Below are 18084 nucleotides of genomic sequence, written 5' to 3'. Positions count from 1 at the left end.
TTTTATATATTTATTAGTATTTAAAATAAGAAATTATCTATACAAATGATCCCTAGTGAAACAAAAAGCTTTGATTTGAAAAGTTTTTTAGCAAATTTAACAACACATCCTGGTGTTTATCGTATGCTTGATAAACATGGTGAGATTATTTATGTAGGTAAGGCAAAAAATCTTAAAAACCGTGTAAATAGTTATTTTTCAAAAGGTGCTAAAGATAGTAAGACTTTAATGATGGTTTCACAAATAGCAAAAATAGAGATAACTATAACACCAAGTGATTATGAAGCTTATTTATTAGAAAATAATCTAATCAAACAACACCGACCAAAGTATAATATCTTATTTAAAGATGATAAAAGCTATCCATATTTAGTTATTTCGAGAGATAAGTTCCCAAGGATAGCATTTTATAGAGGAAAATCTGCCTATAAAAAAGGCCAATGTTTCGGACCATTTGTCTCCATATCATCTGTGAAAAATACTCTTAATATTATTCAAAAAATTTTCCCAATTAGACAATGTGAGAATTCATATTATAAATCACGAGTTAGACCATGTTTACAGTATCAAATAAAGCATTGTCTTGGACCATGTGTAGGGTTAGTTTCCAAAGAGCAATATGATGAGCAGTTAGCTATCTTAAAAAAATTTTTAGCTGGTAGATTTAGTAGTGTTTTAGAGGAGATATCCCAAAAGATGCATCAAGCTTCTGAAAATATGCAATATGAGAAAGCACAAGTTTACAGAGATCAATTAGTAGTACTTAGAAAGTTACAACAGCAGCAAATAGTAGATATTCAAGCAGATAAAACTTTTGATGTAGTTGGTATATATTTACAAGATAATTACGCAAGTATAGCTTTATTGCAGATCCAAAATGGTGATGTGGTTGCAGATAAACATTGGAGTATAGACGCAAAAGGGCAAGATAAAACGTCTATTATGCATGCTTTTTTATCGCATTTTTACCTTGGTGATGAGATACGTAATATTTGGCCAAAGAATATAATTTTGTCTAAAGTTGATTTTAGTAAGATTCAGGATTTGTTAGTAAGTATTTCACAAAAAATTGGCCAATCTATAAATTGGATAATAGCCCCAGCAGCTGATAACTTAAAATGGTTAAAATTAGCAGAAGTAAATGCTAGACAAAAGCTAAATATTTATACTACATCAAAAACACAGTATCAAAAGAGACTAGCTTCTTTAAAAGAATTTTTAGAGCTAGATAAAGATATTAAGCGTATAGAATGTTTTGATATTTCGCATTTTCAAGGCGAAGCAACTGTAGCATCTTGTGTAGTATATACAGATGATGGTGAAGATCGTAAGTCACATCGTCGATACAATATTAAAGATATTAAAGCAGGTGATGACTATGCAGCAATCTACCAAGTGGTATATCGACGTGTAAATTCAGGATTGGAAGCAAACAACCTTCCTGATGTTATGATAATAGATGGTGGAAAAGGGCAAATCCATCAAGCTGAAAAGATCATCGAAGAATTTGACTTACAAGATAAAATTCAACTGGTAAGTTTAGGTAAGGGTGTAGAGCGTATAAGCGGTAAAGAAAAAATCTACAAAGGTTTTGATGATACTGAATATATTCTAGACGAGCATGATTTAGGATTTTTGTTGCTACGTCAAATAAGAGATTCTGCTCATGACTATGCTATAAAAGGCCAGCGTAAAAAGATTATTTCTAATAAGCAATCGTCAATTATTGAGGAAATAGAAGGCGTAGGACCAAAACGTCGTAAAGCTTTAATAATGCACTTTGGTGGCTGGCAAGAGCTAAGCAAAGCTTCTGTAGATGAGATAGCAAAAGTGAAAGGAATAAGTAAAAAATTAGCTCAAGAAATTTGGGAGAGTTTTCATTAGAGAGTTTTAAGATTTTAATTTTAAAAAACAAAAATAAGGTAGATTTGTTATACTGGCACCTAAAGTTAGGATTTTTAGGTTAAAGGTTAGATTAATGGCATTGATAATGGGATTAGCTTTATTTACTATTGTTTTGGGCATAGTGCTTCTTTTTTCGTGTGGTAAGAAAGCTAAAGAAGTTAAAAATATCAAACAAGTTTTTGAGGAATATAAAAGCTCGGCACAATCTCAAATATTAGCTTTGGAAAGTGAAAAATCGACATTTGACATCTTGCTATCTAGTGAAAGGCAAAAAAATACTGAGCTAAAGGAAGATAGCGTTCAAAGGTTTGAAGAACTAAAACAAGATTTAAGAGCAGAAAGAATTAAGGTTGATAAATATATTGAAGAGATAAAAGAGTATAAATCGCAAATCTCAATGTTACAAACTCAGTTAAAGGAAAAACTAGAGCAATTACAAAACAATGAGGTAAAACTAAAAACTGAATTTGAGAATTTGGCAAATAGGATATTTGAAGATAATTCTAAAAAGCTAAATGAACGTAATCATGAAAGCCTAAATAACGTTTTAAACCCTGTAAGAGAACAGTTAAAAGATTTTAAACAAAAAGTAGAAGACGTTTACGATAAAGAATCTAACGCTAGAAGTGCATTACAAAATGAGCTCAAAACTTTAAAAGAACTAAATCAAAAGATGACTGTAGAAGCTCATAACCTTACAAATGCTCTAAGAAGTAGCACTAAGCAACAAGGTATCTGGGGTGAGATGGTACTTGAGAATGTCCTTGAAAAATCTGGTCTTAGAGAAGGGTTTGAATACTTTAGAGAAAAGCACACAATTGATCATGAGGGTAAAGCTTTTCGCCCTGATGTGGTTGTGAAACTACCTGATGATAGAGATATTATAATCGATGCAAAAACTTCATTAGTTGCTTATAATGACTATATAGCTGTTGATGATGAATATAAACAAGCACAATTAAAAGCTCATATAAAATCCATAAAAGACCATATAAAAGGTTTAGCTGATAAGAAATATGAAAATCTTAAAGGTATAAATTCATTAGATTTTATATTTATGTTTATCCCGATAGAAGGAGCATTACTTTTAGCGTTGGATAATGATGTAAACTTATATGATGAAGCATTCAAGCAGAAGATAATTTTAGTAAGCCCAACTACTTTATTAGTAGCTTTACGAGCAGTTGAAAATACTTGGCGATATGAAAAACAAGCTCAGAGCATCACTGATGTATACAGCAGAGCAGAAGAGTTATATAAAAAGTTTGTAGGCTTTATTGAAGATTTAGAAAAAGTAGGTAAGTCTATAAATGATGCTAATAAATCTTATGAAAATGCTTTTACTAAACTAAAAACTGGGCGCGGTAATTTAATTGGCCAAGTTGAAAAACTTAAGCAAGTTTCAAGTATAAAACCTAAAAAAGAAATTGATAAAAATTTAATAGAGAATGCTGTAGTTGATTTTGAGTAAAATTGTTAGTTTTCAGCCAGAGCCTCTATAAGCCATTTATAGTGTAATGACCTTCTATGTGGTGATGGGATTTTTTATCTTTGATAATATTAATATTATAAGATTATTTCCATCCACTTTTATACCTAGTAGGCCATATTAGTAAAAGCGCTCCTTTATGATTTTGAATATTGTTACAAAAATTATACTAATTCCAATAACCAAAAATATCAAAGACATACCAATTTTTAACCAAATTGTTTCAAAATCATTAAGATAAATTTCTGATTCTAAAGTAGCTTGAGTATCTTTAGGAAGCTCTTTAACAATAATACCACTAGGGTCAATGATGGCGGTTATACCATTACTAGTAGTAGCTAATACATATTTGGAAGTTTCTATTGCTCTAACTTGAGATATTTGTAGTTGTTGGTCACGAGCTATAGAGTCACCAAACCATGAGTCATCACTTATTACGGATATTAGTCTAGCACCTTGTAGTTGGTCACGAACTTGTTCAGGGTAACCGATTTCATAGCAGATAAAGTTAGCCAAAGGATAGTCAAAAGCTTGCATTATAGGTTGAATCCTTGTACCAGCATTAAAATTGCTAAGACCAACACTATCTATGTAACCAAAAAACTTAATCGGAAAATATTCTCCAAATGGTACTAGGTGGTGTTTATTGTATATACCTTTACCTTTACCTAATATTGTAGAACTATTATAGATTTTTGAGTTATCAATACTGAGTGAGCCTACTAATATAGCATTATTATTTTGGTTTGCTATTTTTGTTAATTCCTCAAAGTATAAGTGTTGATATTGACGATAATCAGGCAGGGCATTTTCTGCTAATATAATTAATGAATTTTGATATTTACTTGCCATGCTTTTATAGTAAGCTTGCATTTTAATAAAGTTATCCTGGTTCCACTTAAATCCCTGGATGAAATCGCCTTGAACTAGGACTACTTTTTGGACTTCATTAGTTTGAGTGCTAGGTTGATTTTTAGAAATAACATAACCACCTATGTATATTAAAGTTATTGTAGTAATAATAAGACTAGTTTTTCTTATGTTTTTAGCTTTGTTAAATAGGTATAAAACTATAAGTGCCGAAATTAAAGCAATAATATATGTAACAAAATACACACCGCCAACGTTAGCATACCATATTAAAGGTGATTCTGTTTGTGAGTAACCAAGAGATACCCAAGGAAAACCTCCCCATAGTAAGTTAGCTTTTACTACTTCAAATAATGTCCATAAAGCTGGATATATTAATAGTTTTATAAAGTTGTTCGATTTTTTTGTTAAAAGATAGCTACCTATGCCAAATGGAATAGTATGTAAAAAACTTAACAAAATAACCAAAGCTATAGCTGCAACTATGCCAGCTACTACTGAATCTGTAAATAAATGTATACTTATATAAACCCAGGAAATACTTGTGCCAAAAAAACCGATACCAAAAAAAGCTGATATCAAAAAGCTGCTCTTGAGTTTAGAACATTTATTCAATAAGTAGAAGAAAATACATAATGCTACTATCGCAATAATATCTATGCGAAAAGGAGCAAATGCAAGAGTAAGTAGGCTACCGCTTAAGGTGGCTAATATTAAGTTAAGGATAGTTTTTTTCATTATTTTTTAGATTTTTCTACTAGAATTTTTATTATTTTACGGTTATCAGCTTCTTGTATAGTAAATCTGAAGTCTTCAACAACTATGCTTTCGCCTTTTTTGGGAAGGTATTCAAGAGTTTGGATAATCATTCCAGCAATAGTATCAAAGTCATTCTCATCATCTATAGATGTATTGAAATACTCATTAAAATCCTCAATTGCAGTGGTAGCTTCAACTAAGAACGAATTGTCTGCTATTTTAGTTATATTTTCATTGATGGTATCAAACTCATCCTCAATATCACCAACTATTTCTTCTAAAATATCTTCTATAGTTATCAACCCTGAGATTGCTCCGTACTCATCAACAACTATAGCTATATGATTTTGACTGTTTTTAAAATCTTTTAACATAGAGTTAAGTTTTTTCGTTTCAGGAATGAAAATAGCAGGTCGAAGTATATTTTTTATGTCTTCAGACTCAAGGTGTGTTTTAGTATATCCTTGTATTTCCACGTCAAAAATTAGTTTTAATAAGTCTTTAGCATGTAATACGCCTAATATTTCTGTTTTGTTTTCGCAATAAACAGGTAAACGTGTATGACTTGAGAGGATAGTCTTTTCTAAAATCTCATTTATACTCATAGACATATCTACAGCCACTATTTTAGTATGGGATATCATGATATCTCCCACATCAAGTGATGATATTTTTATAGCACCTAGTAGCATATTTTGTGAGGTTTTATCTATAACCTCATTATTTGTAGCTTTAGTAATTGCATTAATTAGGTCTTCTTCATCTTTAATAGTAAAGATACTTGAGGTAAGTTTTTTGATGAAAGGGCTTTTATCTTTTTTAAGCTGGTCGTGACTATTATTATCCGTCATATTTACTCTCTTATAAGATATGGGTTTGGTATATTCAATTTATCTAGTAGCTCAATTTCCAGGCTTTCCATTATATTAGCATCGGTGTCATTTTGGTGATCGTATCCTAGTAAATGTAATAAGCCATGAATAAAAATATGACACCAATGATCTTGTAAATTTTTGTGTTGTTCTTTAGCTTCTTTATCTAATACATTTGGAGCTATAACTATATCTCCTAGAAAATCTTCTATAATACCATCTGGTAGCCCTTGGGGTTTCTCAAATTCAAATGATATTATATTTGTTGGTTTATCTTTATTACGAAATTGCTTATTTATATTTTTTATTTCATCATCTGAGACAATGTTTAGATTAACGCTAGCAGCTTTGACATTATGACGTTGTGCAACAAGCTCAAAGCAGTTTAATAAGACCTGCTCATTTGGTATGGGGTATTCATCATCATTGATAATATTTAGATCTAAACTATCCATAGTTTGTATTCTCTTCATGCTTATCATAGGCGTTGACAATTTTTTGTACTATTTGATGTCTAACTATATCAACAGATTTTAAGTAGCTAATAGCGATACCGTCTATATCTGTAAGGATTGAAAGAGCATGTTTTAAACCTGAAGTAACACTTTTTGGTAAATCTATTTGTGTAATATCTCCTGTAATTACAGCAGTAGTATTAAAGCCTATTCTAGTTAAAAACATTTTCATTTGTTCTTTGGTAGTGTTTTGACTTTCATCTAACACTATAAAAGAATCATTAATAGTTCGTCCACGCATATAGGCTAAAGGAGCTATTTCAATAGCTTGTTTCTCGATAAGTTTAGTAACTTTCTCGACGCCCATAAAGTCAAATAAGGCGTCATACATCGGACGTAAGTAAGGATCTATTTTTTGAGCTAAATCGCCAGGAAGAAACCCTAGTTTCTCACCAGCTTCTACAGCTGGACGGACTAGCACTATTCTTCGTACTTCACCACGCTCATAAGCAGCAACTGCACATGCTATAGCTAAATAAGTTTTACCTGTACCAGCAGGACCTACTCCAAACGTTATAAAGTTGGTTTTAATATTATCTAGGTATGTAGCTTGGTTAGAAGTTCTAGCTTTTAGTTTTTTACTTCTAAGTTGCACTTCGGCTTCATCAGAAGGCCTTTTTGCCTTAACTTGAGAAGTTTTTTCTTTAGCTGTAGCATTTAAGATAGTAGTTATTTGCTCTAAATCTAACTCTGTATTTCCAGATAAGATTTCTGCATAGCATGATTTGATAAATCTTTTAGCTTGAGTGTTATTTGCACTAGATTCACTAGAAATCTCAAATTCATCAGCACGGTGTTTTATTTCAACGTAAAAATAGTTTTCAATAGCACGGATATTTTCATCAAGGTTGCCACAAAGTAGCATCATGGAATCATAGTTGTATGGTTCTAAAACAAACTGAGTTTTATTCATATGTTAGATAAGTTCTCCTCTAAGAGAGTGTGGTAAGCTTTCTGTTATTTTAACTTCAGTAAACTGACCAATCAAAGACTTATCACCTTTAAAATTAACGATTCTGTTATTCTCTGTTCTACCAGATAATACGTTATCATCTTTTTTAGACGTTCCTTCTACTAGTATACGCTGCTTAGTTCCTACCATTTGTCTAGAGATGATTTGGGCATTACTATCTAGTAGATCTTGTAACCTTTTAAGTCTATCTTTTTTGACTTCTATAGGTGTATCATCTGGTAAATCAGCAGCAGGAGTACCTGGGCGTTTACTATATATAAAGCTAAATGACTGGTCAAAGTGAACGTCTTTAACAAGATTTAATAGCTTTTGAAAATCTTCTTCTGTTTCACCTGGAAAGCCAACTATAAAGTCAGATGATATCGTAATATCTGGACGTATAGCACGTAGTTTTCTGATTTTTTGTTTAAACTCTAAGATAGTGTGGTTTCTTTTCATATTTATAAGAATTCTATCAGAGCCATGTTGAACTGGTAAATGTAAATGATTTGCTAGCTTTGGTACAGTTGCGTAAGCATCTATTAGGTTTTGAGAAAACTCAACTGGATGAGATGTTGTAAATCTAATTCTTTCAATACCATCAATTTCAGCTATAAAGTGTATAAGTAAAGCAAGGTCTGCTACTTGACCATTCTCCATTGGACCTAAGTAGTGATTAACATTTTGACCGAGTAAAGTAATCTCTTTGACTCCTTGTTCAGCCAAAATAGCACATTCTGCTAGTACATCTTCAAATGGTCTATTTACTTCAGGACCACGTGTGTATGGAACTACACAATAAGAACAATATTTATCACAACCTTCCATGATAGATACAAAAGCTTTAGCCCCTTCAGCTTTTGGTTCAGGAAGATAATCAAATTTTTCAACTTCTGGAAAAGATATATCAACTTGTGATTGCTGAGTTTGATTTTTTTGTTTGATCATCTCAGGTAATCTATGGATAGTTTGAGGGCCAAATACTAAATCCACAAATGGAGCTCTTTTAATAATATTTTCACCTTCTTGAGATGCAACACAACCACCGACACCTATGACTAGATCTTCTTTTGTTTTTTTAAGGTTTTTCCATCTACCAAGTTCATGGAAAACTTTTTCTTGAGCCTTTTCTCTAATAGAGCAAGTATTAATTAATATAATGTCAGCATCTTTATAATCTTCTGTTTTAACTGTATTAAAATGCTCATTTAGAACTTCATGCATTCTAGATGAGTCATACTCATTCATTTGGCAACCCAAAGTTTTAATAAAAACTTTTTTTACTTCTTTCATTTAATAAAAACCTTTAAATGTTATTTTATTTTTATAGTTTGAAACTCTGGATCTAGTTTGGAATTATATAATAACTACCATTTAGAACTTGATTCAGAAACTTATCAATTTATTAACAACTCAACAAGCTTATCGAGAGTTTTTTATAATAAAATTCATCGAAATTCTAACATAAAAAATATTCAAAAGCACTTTCATTATCTAAATTGGTAATGCAAAATACTAAGAGTTTTAGTTAGATCCTTTTAAATGTCAATGAAACAAAACCTGTTCGCGGAAGATAGTATTTGGCAGTATTGCATTGAGCATACTAGTAATTTATCTGATAATTTGAAGCAGCTTGTATCCTCTACCAAAGAAAATGTCCATGGTGCTCAGATGCTATCTGAAAAAATTGTTACAAAGCTTTTACAGTTTTTTGTATTTAGTACCCAAGCTAAAATATGTGTTGATGTTGGTACATTTACAGGTATGTCAGCAATAGCAATGGCTGAAGTTTCTCCAAATTTAAAAGTTTATACAATTGATAAACCAAATCAAGCTGGTGAGAAAGTAGCTAAAAAGTTTATTGCTAAATATCCAAATATTGAATACTTAGAAGGAGATGCTAGTGAAATATTGTCAAGTATGCCAAATTGTATTGATGTTGCATTTATAGATGCAGATAAAAAGCAAACTCAAAAGTATTTTGATATTTTAATAGATAAGCTTTCCGATAAAGGGATCATAATTGTAGATGATATTTTATGGCGGGCAGAAGTTTTAGATCCACAAGATAAAAGAGCAAAAGCTTTAGATGATTTTAATAAGTATGTGAATCAACGAAGAGATATTGAGACATTAGTTTTGCCTATTCGTCATGGAATTAATATAATAAGAAAGGTTTAGAATGTAGGAAAAGACTAATGGCAAAATTATATTTTAGATATTCATCTATGGATGCAGGTAAGACGTTAGATCTACTAAAAGTCGCTTATAATTATGAAGATAGAGGTAGGCATCCTCTGGTTTTAACGTCTGCTATAGATAAAAGAGCTGGTCTTAATAAGGTTAAATCTCGTATTGGTATAGATCAAGATGCGTATTCTCTTACAGATAAAGATAATATTTTTGAGTTTGTAAGACAGTATAATTTAAAAACAAAAACTGATTGTATATTAATAGATGAAATACATTTTTTTACAGTTAAACAAGTATGGCAATTATCGGAAATCGTAGATGATTTAGAGATTCCTGTAATTTGTTATGGTTTGCGTACCAATTATTTAGGACAACCTTTCGAAACAGCAGCTTTACTTTTGTCTATAGCTGATACCTTAGAGGAAGTTAAGACAATTTGTCACTGTGGTAAAAAGGCAAGCTTTAATATGATAGTTCAAAATGGTAAAGTATTAAAACATGGTAACCCAATAGTTATTGATGATGATTCTCTAAAAGAAATTGATACCAAATATTTTTCTGTATGTAGAAAGCATTGGAAAGAGGGCGTTTACGAAGAGAATAATTAAGATGTAGAAGCAGTTAGAAAGTATTGAATTAGTCCAATTTATCGTATTTTATAAATATGTTACTTTGGGAGTTAAATTATAACTCTGAGTGGCTACTGCGTCAAAAATATGTTATATAACAAAGTCTTTGATAGAAAATTTTTTTCTAATTTCTATATCCATAGACGGCACATTAAATATGTTATACTTCATTTTTGTTTTAAACTCTTTTAATGTAAATATCTGATTCAACCATGGGTCTATGATTATTGAATTATCACCATACTCATTATGTCCGACAATTACAAAAATGTGATCTATCTCTTCTGGTTTAAAACTTGTGTTGTAATAATTTTCCGATACTTTGAAGAAAGCTAGACATACATCGTTATAAATTTCTGAGTAATTAATGCACCACATAAAAAATGCTTGTGTTGCCAGTTCTTCACAGTTCCCTAAACCATATTTTTCTGATAAAAACCTTATTTTGTTACGTAGGAAGAATCTTTTATGTTCGATGTTCATTCCTTGAAAATTTTGTTCATTCATATAATTTCTAATTATGTTTCTCATTAAAGAGAGCTTTTCTGTCTTTATTTCATTTATATTTTCGTACGTTAAAGCATCTATGGTATAATTTCTTTTTTTTGAGATGATCCCCTCATTTACAATGTATTTATCTAAATGTGGAGAATAAAAAGTATTTTTTATATTTGTAGAACCTAAATTATTATTTATTTTTTTCAAAATATTTAAGCTGATTAATTTTAATTGATTATAGTCGCTCATAAGTATAAATTACTCTTTTGTTATACATCATTTCTGATAGTTGTGGGGATAAACAAATATACAAATTAAGTACATGATTTTATATATGGCGTATTTAATATGGTGTATGAGTTTTTGATAATACCAGTCATTAAAAGATCCCTGTAATTAGTTTGTAACCGTCCTATTTACTATACTTTGATTATAGTTTGGAGATAATACGAAATTTAAAAATCTCCCTGTTCCTGATATGTATGAGTAGCTATGGTAAACATTAGCAGGGATATATACAGAAGCTGGACTTTGTATTATTTTAGTAGTTTTTTGAGCGTCCTCTCCAAATGTAACACTTACTTTTAGTCCAGTGCCATCAGTATTGTTCCCCATAAATACAAATGTACTATCACAATTATGAGCATGTGAATCAACATGAGATTCATAGGAGGTAGAGTAATCTTTGTCAAATATTCTTTCTATAATGTATATTTGGCTTCTAGGATCGATACGACTATCCATAAATACCCACCTAGCGCCGACACCATCACGGTGGTGAAGTAGTTCAGATGCTCCTTTAATAAAAGGGATTTTTACTTCTAAATTATCATTGATTCTTTGGGTTTCTGTTCTATTTAATTCATTTACTATAATCTTTCTTTGCTCACCAAACTCACTAGGATCTATTATTTCATATGCTTTTGGATTATTTTTTGTAGCTTTCGCGTGATATTTAGAAGTATGTGTAAATACGTTTCTGCCAACTAGAGGATGGTGGGGCTCAATGTTAAAACAGCTAACTCTTGATATCATATCTGCAAGCTCTTGACTAAGTTTAAAATTAAACTTTTTCACATCATAAAACTTATCTAAAGATTTAGCTAAAGGTATTAAGTCACATATGCCAGCTCTTTCACCAATACCTAGTATAGAGGTATCGATCACTGTTGCACCAGCTTGTATAGCCGATATAGCATTTGCTTGAGCTAATCCAAGATCATTATGAAGGTGTACTTCTATCTCACAATTAAGTTTTGATTTCACAGCTTTGACTATATCGTAGCATTCTTGAGGGTGCCAAGCACCAACGCTATCTGTTAGGCTGATTCTATCTGCTCCGGCTTGTATGGCAGTGGTAGCTAAATTAAGAATTTGTTCTAAAGGCGTTCTAGAAGCATCTTCTATACTAAATCTTATCTTGAAACCAAAATCTTTTGCTAGCGTTACCGTTTTTTTAACTTGGCCTTTAATCCAGCCTCTAGATTTATTATTAAACTTACTTGAAAGGGATATATCATTAAACGATGTCCAGATACCAATCCATTGAGCATTGGTTTTAGCAGCAGCTTCTACATCTTCTACTAATGCTCGAGAGTGGACTAGTATATCTATATCTTTAACATTCTCAATTATTTTTGCACAGTTGAGTTCTTCTTGTTTAGATATTCCAGGATGTCCAATTTCTATAACATCTACACCAAAATCTTTAAGCTTGTTAGCTATAGTTATCTTCTCTACTACAGAAAAACAAGTGTTTTGTGATTGCTCTCCCTCACGTAACGTACAGTCGAGTATTTTGATTTTGCTCATAATTATTTCTTATCTAAAAAATCTAACATAGTTTGAATAAATTGATCACGGGCTTTTTCATAGATTAGCCAATGTGTTGCGTGTTTTATTTTTACTTCCTGTTTAATTTTTACATTAGTTAATTTGCTGTACAACTCTTTATCAGCAAATAAATCTTGGTCACCATAAATAACTAATGTAGGAGTTGTTAGCTTTGAGATATCATATATTGGTTTGCCGTTCCATATAGAATACAAATCTTTCATAGGACCCATAGGACGACGTAAACTATCTGGAATGTATGGAGCAGGATCTATGTTGATATATGCTTTTCCAACTTGATTTATAGTTTGATCACTAACAATAGATTTATCATCTTTTAGCATCATTTGCCAGTGATGTTTAATCATTTGCCAAGGTATATTTTGGTAGTCTGGCAACTCTTCATTAAATTCATCATTTATACCAGCAAATGGTTGGATAAACATTGGTTCTATAGGCTTTTCTAGACGAGAGGAATACATTGACCCATATAAAACCAGATGGCTTACTTTGTGTGGATTTTCAGTTGTATACATAGCTGCAACTACAGAACCCCAAGACCAGCCTAATATAGCCATATTCTTTTGCTGGGTTTTGTTAAGTACAAAATCTATAGCTTTATCTAGTTGTTTTATTGCTTGAGTTGCCTGTAGTGGATAAGTGCCTTTTGGTGCTGGATCTATTTGCATTATTTTAGGGTAAGAGGATTTGCCCTCTCCAATAAAATCTATAGCCCAAACATCATAGCCACTCTCAGCTAGTGAATCCATAAGGGAATGATTAGGAACATCAAAAGCAACTATAGATGGGATACTCAAAGGGTTTATAAGCATAATTACGTCTTTGGTATTTTTTGTAGTAAGTTTTTTTTCTTTTAAATGAATTTTTTGAGTACCATAACTAATATAGTAGTCTGATGATACCAAGTTAGAGTTTTTAGCATTCTTACTTATAAGTGAAGTAACAAACACAAATAGCAAGCAAATTAACGCAAAAGCAAATATTTTAGAGAGTTTTTTAGAGTTCAGCATTATCCCAAGTTCCATTTTCTGGGGTTATTTCTTCTATCATAGTAGTTTTAGCCATATCTATCTTAAGCAGGTTTGGAGCATAAACTGGCTTTAGGGTTTTACGATTTAGGATTATTTTAAAGGCTTCAAAACTAGCACAAATACCAACAATATTTGCAACAGGGCAGATAACAGCCCATGGAGCATTACCATTTATATATGAATCTGCCCAGTCAGCAAGAGCTCCATGCTCTACAGAAATTTTTGCACGTCTATCTTTAATAGCAGATATTTCTTTTTTTATTTCTTCTGTTAGCTTTTTACCATACGATGGATGATTTAATACAAGCTCATATGCAGGAGTCCTATCAGAAAAAACCATTACACCTCCTCTAAAAGGAGGAGTTACAGCTATCCAAATAGAATGTATTTTTAGCTTCTGAGCGGCTCTGTGAATAATCACTCTACTAACAAGGTTATCAGTAGCATCTATTACCAGATCAGAACCAATTATGATTTCTTCTATATTATCTTCGGTCATCATCTCTTGACGAATAGAGACATGTATGTTTGGGTTGATATCTAGTATCGTTTCTTTGGCACATTGAGCTTTATTTTTGCCGATACGCGATACACCTGATAACATTTGTCGATTAATATTTGAGTACTCAAACTCATCACCATCTATAACTTGTATATTTCCAAACCCCATCCTTGCTAAGCTTATTAATGTAATACCACCAACGCCACCAGCACCTATTACAGTAACTTTAGAATTTTTTAATTTGGCTTGTTCGTGATCCGTAATTACACCTATATTCCTTGCATAGATTTGTTTTTCAATATTTTCCATGAGCTAATTCCTTTATCTATATTTTATATGCTTCCCAAAAACCATATTCTGGATTTATTACTTGAACAGGGTTTGTTAGATTATCCATATCTATATATATACCCTTAGGAGCAGCAGCTAGTGGTTTTTGTCCTATTAATATCTGTATAGCTTCATGACAGCTAAAAGAAGCAATGAGACTGGCTCTTATTGGGGTGATTATCCAACCAGCTTTACCGCTACAGAAATCATCCGCCCACTGTTGTGGAGCTCCTTGTGTAACAGAATATTGAGCTCTCTTCTTTTTTATGTCACAAACAAAATTTGCTACTTCAGGGTCAGACATTGATTTGCCTTTAGTAGGTATATTAAGTGCATCCTCGTATGATATACCATTTGGTAAAAATGAAGATACAAATCCGCGATGTGGGGGACTTCCTGACATCGAAATACTAGGGACTTCAAATTTTTTAGCAGCACGGTGGACAACTATTCTTGATGGCATATCATCAAGAGCTTCTAGCACAAGATCATGACCTTGTATTAGTTCATCAACATTTTCTTCAGTGACTTTGACGTTATGAAAGTTTGTGCTAAGGAAAGGGTTAATATCTTTTAGATATTCTTCAGTTGATTGGCTTTTATACTTACCCATAGTTGAAGTCATGGCTATCATTTGACGATTTATGTTAGATAGTTCAAAAATATCAGGATCAACACCACTTATATGCCCTATACCACTTCTAGCACATAATATTGCTTGCATACCGCCAACGCCACCTAAACCAAATATTATTATTTTACTATTTTGTAGTTTAGTCTGTTCTTGTTTAGTATATACACCAATGTTTTTTTTGGTAATTTCGTTATAAAACTCGTCTGGGGTTAAATCCAGCATCTAACTTCCTTTTAGGCTTTCAAATTAATTTTTAGAATCTTACTACTTAAGCTGATTTTATTCAATGTCTTAAACAGCATATTAACTTTGTGTATAATACCAAGAAATTTAATACAAGAATGTTATTTATTTGATTTAATTAGCATCAGTATACTTTTAGCGTTACGTATCCCTAATTCAGCAGCTTTTTGGTAGTATTTAATAGCTTTTTCTTCATTATATGGGACGCTATTTTGCTCTTCATTATAGTGGATGTTAGCTAATTCGTAATATGCTTTACCGAAGCCGGCGTCAGCAGCTTTATTAAAATATTTTAAAGCTTCAGTATATTCTTTTTCTTCATAATAATATTTACCAATGTAATAAATAGCGTATACATCCCCAGCATCAGCAGCTTCTTCTAATTTATTAAATTCTTTGTAATCTCCTTTTTGAGCAAATATCGCCATTCTTTGGATTTTTTCTTCATGTGATAGTTCTATTGGCCTTTTGATATTTTCAGGATTTAAGGTAGGAGTAGACGTTATTGGATCAGGTATGGGTCTATTATTTAACGCAAAAGTACTAATATTAGGTATTAGTGAAGACGGTTTGGGCTTTTGCATAATTATCATATTAAGTAAGTCTTGGGAGTATTGATTTTTATCATTATAGAAGTAATAAACTAAACCTTCATATTTGTTATCATCAGTTTGGTTATCGAAGTTAAACCATAGAGAAGACTTATTATGCTTAAGCTTTGCTAATTCTAAGAGTTTATTTGTGTAACTTATATCCAAATTAGTTGGGCTGGGTAGAAGACTACTATTAAAATATATATCAGCAATCTCTTTATGAAAGTTTACTAAGAAATCTTTGTTTATGTTAGATAAATTTAGGTACATTAAACCGGTTAGGTTTTCAATTTGTCTTTTTGGTATAGATAAACCAACTTGTCTTTTGTACTTTATGTGTTTCTGAATGGCTCTTTTTTTTAATAAATCTTCTATAAATTGCTTTTTTTGTAAAGACCTTTTTATAAGAACTTCTTCTTTATTACGCTTTTGAATTACATTCTGAAGTTCTGGTATTTTTGACTTTGCTAACGCAGAGATTTTAGGATTAGAGCTGTAAAGTAAAGTTTTCCATAGTGTTAAAGCTTGATTACTGTCCCCATTTCTAGCAAGATCTTCAGCTTGAATAGCTAAAGCTGGTTCATAGCCTTTAGAAATAGCAGCAAGTAAAAATTTGTCTTTTAGGTTGCTACTGTTAGTCTTTAGAATTTTACCATCTTTATATGCTAAGTAGGTCTCAAATAAAAGCTTAGGTTCTACCTTGGGAATAAGCTTTTGATTAGATTCGAGCAATTTATCTAAAGGTATTAATGCTTTTGTATCACCTAAGTTATACGCTTTTGTAAAATAACTAATAGCTTTTTCATCGTTTTTATTAACACCTTGCCCATCTTTATATAAGATAGCTAGCTGATAGTAAACTTCAGGATTTTTATCATCAATGGCTTTTTGGTAATACTTATACGCTTGGAAATAATCTTCGTTTGTGGCTAACCCATACTGATACATGTATCCTAAATAATAGTAATCTTTAATTGTTGCTTTATCAGAGTCAGCTAATTTTTTAAAAATTTTATATGCTTGGTTATATCCTTGTTCATTTTTGTTTTGTATATCAGCTATAGCTGTAGAATATTGTTCTAAAAAAACTTGATGCTTATAGCTAAAATACCTGTTAAGCCCACTAATAAAAACTAATATAAGCCCTATAGCAATAAAGACTCTGATGATATTTTTTTTTGTTAATATTATAGGCCCTATTTTTTTTGGCACTTTAGTGGAATCATCTTTGTTAAACATAAATACAAGTTACAAATTAATTTACTTACTAAATTATATAATAGCTTGATATTACATTTAAGGGTTAATTTATAATATCTTATGGTTTTAGTTGTAGCTGCTCTTTTTCAAGTATAGCTGTTTCAGGATTCTCAAGGGATAATCTACCGAAATGTCCGTTTCTATAATCATGAACTATATTTTTAGCAGCTTGCTTAATATTTAAGTTAGTTTTAGTATTAGCGATTTCTTTTAATATTTCTAGAGGGTGTTTTTGGTCTGTCTCGATACCGTCATGACGGTAAAGGAAAGCTTTAGGGCTATTCTTAAGTAAAAAATCTATCAAAAAACAAGCTGTTGACTCATAGTCCATAGCTGTATCTCTAATAGACCCTATACTTGCGATTCTAAATCCACTAGCCTCATTTTTAGGACTTGGGAACATAATTCCAGGTGTATCAAATATTATAAAACCTTTGTGGACATCTATACGTTGCTGTAGTTTTGTGACAGCGGGCTCATTACCAGTTTTTGCAACTTTTCTGCCAGCTAATTTGTTTATCATAGTCGATTTACCGACGTTAGGTAAGCCAAATATTATTGCACGTATAGGTTTTAGCGCCGTTCCTCTATTAGGTAGTTTCTTTTGGGCAAGATCAAGTATTTTTTTTACTATATTTTTATCTGTTAGAGTATCAACAGCTATAGCATTACCTTTATAGTAATTCAGCCATAATTTAGTTATATTAGGATCTGCCAAATCATTTTTAGATAGTATCTTTATGATAGGTTTATCACCAACTATTTGCTCTAAAACATGATTGCTACTTGAATCTGGAATACGTGCATCAACTATTTCTATAGCTATATCTATAGAAGGCATTTTTTTGCGAAACTCTTTAGTCGCTTTGTGCATATGACCAGGAAACCAATGTAACATTATAGATAAAAACTGTAAATTTGGTTAATATAAGTAAAGATTTTACCTATAAGAGTT

General features: G+C 31.4%; 16 protein-coding genes. 4 read left to right on the top strand and 12 right to left on the bottom strand.

Going from position 1 to position 18084, the window contains the following annotated elements:
• Window positions 1-45: 45 nt before the first annotated feature.
• Entirely contained in the window at window positions 46-1884 is a 1839-nt protein-coding gene (gene uvrC / locus E3E15_RS04395) for an excinuclease ABC subunit UvrC (RefSeq protein WP_172106730.1), read from the top strand.
• Window positions 1885-1978: 94 nt separating this feature from the next.
• Window positions 1979-3376 carry a DNA recombination protein RmuC gene (locus E3E15_RS04390; RefSeq protein ID WP_172106729.1) on the top strand — a complete coding sequence of 466 codons (1398 nt, stop codon included), beginning with the start codon at window positions 1979-1981 and terminating at the stop codon, window positions 3374-3376.
• A 138-nt stretch (window positions 3377-3514) separates the two neighbouring features.
• Here the strand turns inward: E3E15_RS04390 and lnt are convergent, their stop codons facing one another.
• The 5 genes from lnt to miaB are packed head-to-tail and all read right to left on the bottom strand — an operon-like array spanning window position 3515 to window position 8655.
• Complete coding sequence (lnt, locus tag E3E15_RS04385) at window positions 3515-5002, bottom strand: apolipoprotein N-acyltransferase (RefSeq protein WP_172106728.1); 1488 nt, start codon at window positions 5000-5002, stop codon at window positions 3515-3517.
• On the bottom strand, window positions 5002-5874 hold the full coding sequence (locus E3E15_RS04380; RefSeq protein WP_172106727.1) for a CorC family transporter: 873 nt from the start codon (window positions 5872-5874) through the stop codon (window positions 5002-5004). Before E3E15_RS04380 ends, lnt begins: the two co-directional genes overlap by 1 nt.
• Window positions 5875-5876: 2 nt before the next feature.
• Window positions 5877-6350 (bottom strand): rRNA maturation RNase YbeY, encoded by a 474-nt coding sequence (ybeY, locus tag E3E15_RS04375; RefSeq protein ID WP_172107235.1) that lies wholly within the window; start codon window positions 6348-6350, stop codon window positions 5877-5879.
• Window positions 6343-7323, bottom strand: a complete 981-nt coding sequence (locus E3E15_RS04370; RefSeq protein WP_172106726.1) for a PhoH family protein — start codon at window positions 7321-7323, stop codon at window positions 6343-6345. The genes ybeY and E3E15_RS04370 overlap by 8 nt, the downstream gene beginning before the upstream one ends.
• A 3-nt stretch (window positions 7324-7326) precedes the next feature.
• Window positions 7327-8655 (bottom strand): tRNA (N6-isopentenyl adenosine(37)-C2)-methylthiotransferase MiaB, encoded by a 1329-nt coding sequence (gene miaB, locus E3E15_RS04365; RefSeq protein WP_172106725.1) that lies wholly within the window; start codon window positions 8653-8655, stop codon window positions 7327-7329.
• A gap of 255 nt (window positions 8656-8910) precedes the next feature.
• Between miaB and E3E15_RS04360 the strand changes: the two genes are divergently transcribed.
• Both E3E15_RS04360 and E3E15_RS04355 read left to right on the top strand, forming a co-directional pair.
• Window positions 8911-9543, top strand: a complete 633-nt coding sequence (locus E3E15_RS04360) for an O-methyltransferase (RefSeq protein WP_172106724.1) — start codon at window positions 8911-8913, stop codon at window positions 9541-9543.
• Window positions 9544-9560: 17 nt separating this feature from the next.
• Window positions 9561-10163, top strand: a complete 603-nt coding sequence (locus tag E3E15_RS04355) for a thymidine kinase (RefSeq protein WP_172106723.1) — start codon at window positions 9561-9563, stop codon at window positions 10161-10163.
• A 111-nt stretch (window positions 10164-10274) separates the two neighbouring features.
• Here the strand turns inward: E3E15_RS04355 and E3E15_RS04350 are convergent, their stop codons facing one another.
• The 7 genes from E3E15_RS04350 to ylqF form a co-directional block, all read right to left on the bottom strand.
• On the bottom strand, window positions 10275-10931 hold the full coding sequence (locus E3E15_RS04350) for a hypothetical protein (RefSeq protein ID WP_172106722.1): 657 nt from the start codon (window positions 10929-10931) through the stop codon (window positions 10275-10277).
• A 147-nt stretch (window positions 10932-11078) separates the two neighbouring features.
• The gene (locus tag E3E15_RS04345) at window positions 11079-12494 is read right to left on the bottom strand and encodes a homocitrate synthase/isopropylmalate synthase family protein (RefSeq protein WP_209451671.1); all 1416 of its coding nucleotides are present in this window, start codon (window positions 12492-12494) and stop codon (window positions 11079-11081) included.
• A gap of 2 nt (window positions 12495-12496) precedes the next feature.
• Window positions 12497-13546, bottom strand: coding sequence for an alpha/beta hydrolase (locus tag E3E15_RS04340; RefSeq protein WP_172106721.1), 1050 nt, complete (start codon window positions 13544-13546; stop codon window positions 12497-12499).
• Window positions 13533-14378 (bottom strand): HesA/MoeB/ThiF family protein, encoded by an 846-nt coding sequence (locus E3E15_RS04335; RefSeq protein ID WP_172106720.1) that lies wholly within the window; start codon window positions 14376-14378, stop codon window positions 13533-13535. Before E3E15_RS04335 ends, E3E15_RS04340 begins: the two co-directional genes overlap by 14 nt.
• Window positions 14379-14394: 16 nt before the next feature.
• The gene (locus tag E3E15_RS04330; protein WP_172106719.1) at window positions 14395-15255 is read right to left on the bottom strand and encodes a HesA/MoeB/ThiF family protein; all 861 of its coding nucleotides are present in this window, start codon (window positions 15253-15255) and stop codon (window positions 14395-14397) included.
• Between the two features lie 122 nt (window positions 15256-15377).
• Window positions 15378-17108 (bottom strand): tetratricopeptide repeat protein, encoded by a 1731-nt coding sequence (locus E3E15_RS04325; RefSeq protein WP_172106718.1) that lies wholly within the window; start codon window positions 17106-17108, stop codon window positions 15378-15380.
• Between the two features lie 79 nt (window positions 17109-17187).
• Window positions 17188-18027, bottom strand: a complete 840-nt coding sequence (ylqF, locus tag E3E15_RS04320) for a ribosome biogenesis GTPase YlqF (protein ID WP_172106717.1) — start codon at window positions 18025-18027, stop codon at window positions 17188-17190.
• Window positions 18028-18084: the final 57 nt, after the last annotated feature.

Origin of the sequence: Allofrancisella frigidaquae (assembly GCF_012222825.1) — a bacterium.
In the GTDB taxonomy this organism is placed as follows: Bacteria; Pseudomonadota; Gammaproteobacteria; order Francisellales; family Francisellaceae; genus Francisella; species Francisella frigidaquae.
This window is presented reverse-complemented; position numbering and strand designations above follow the sequence as displayed.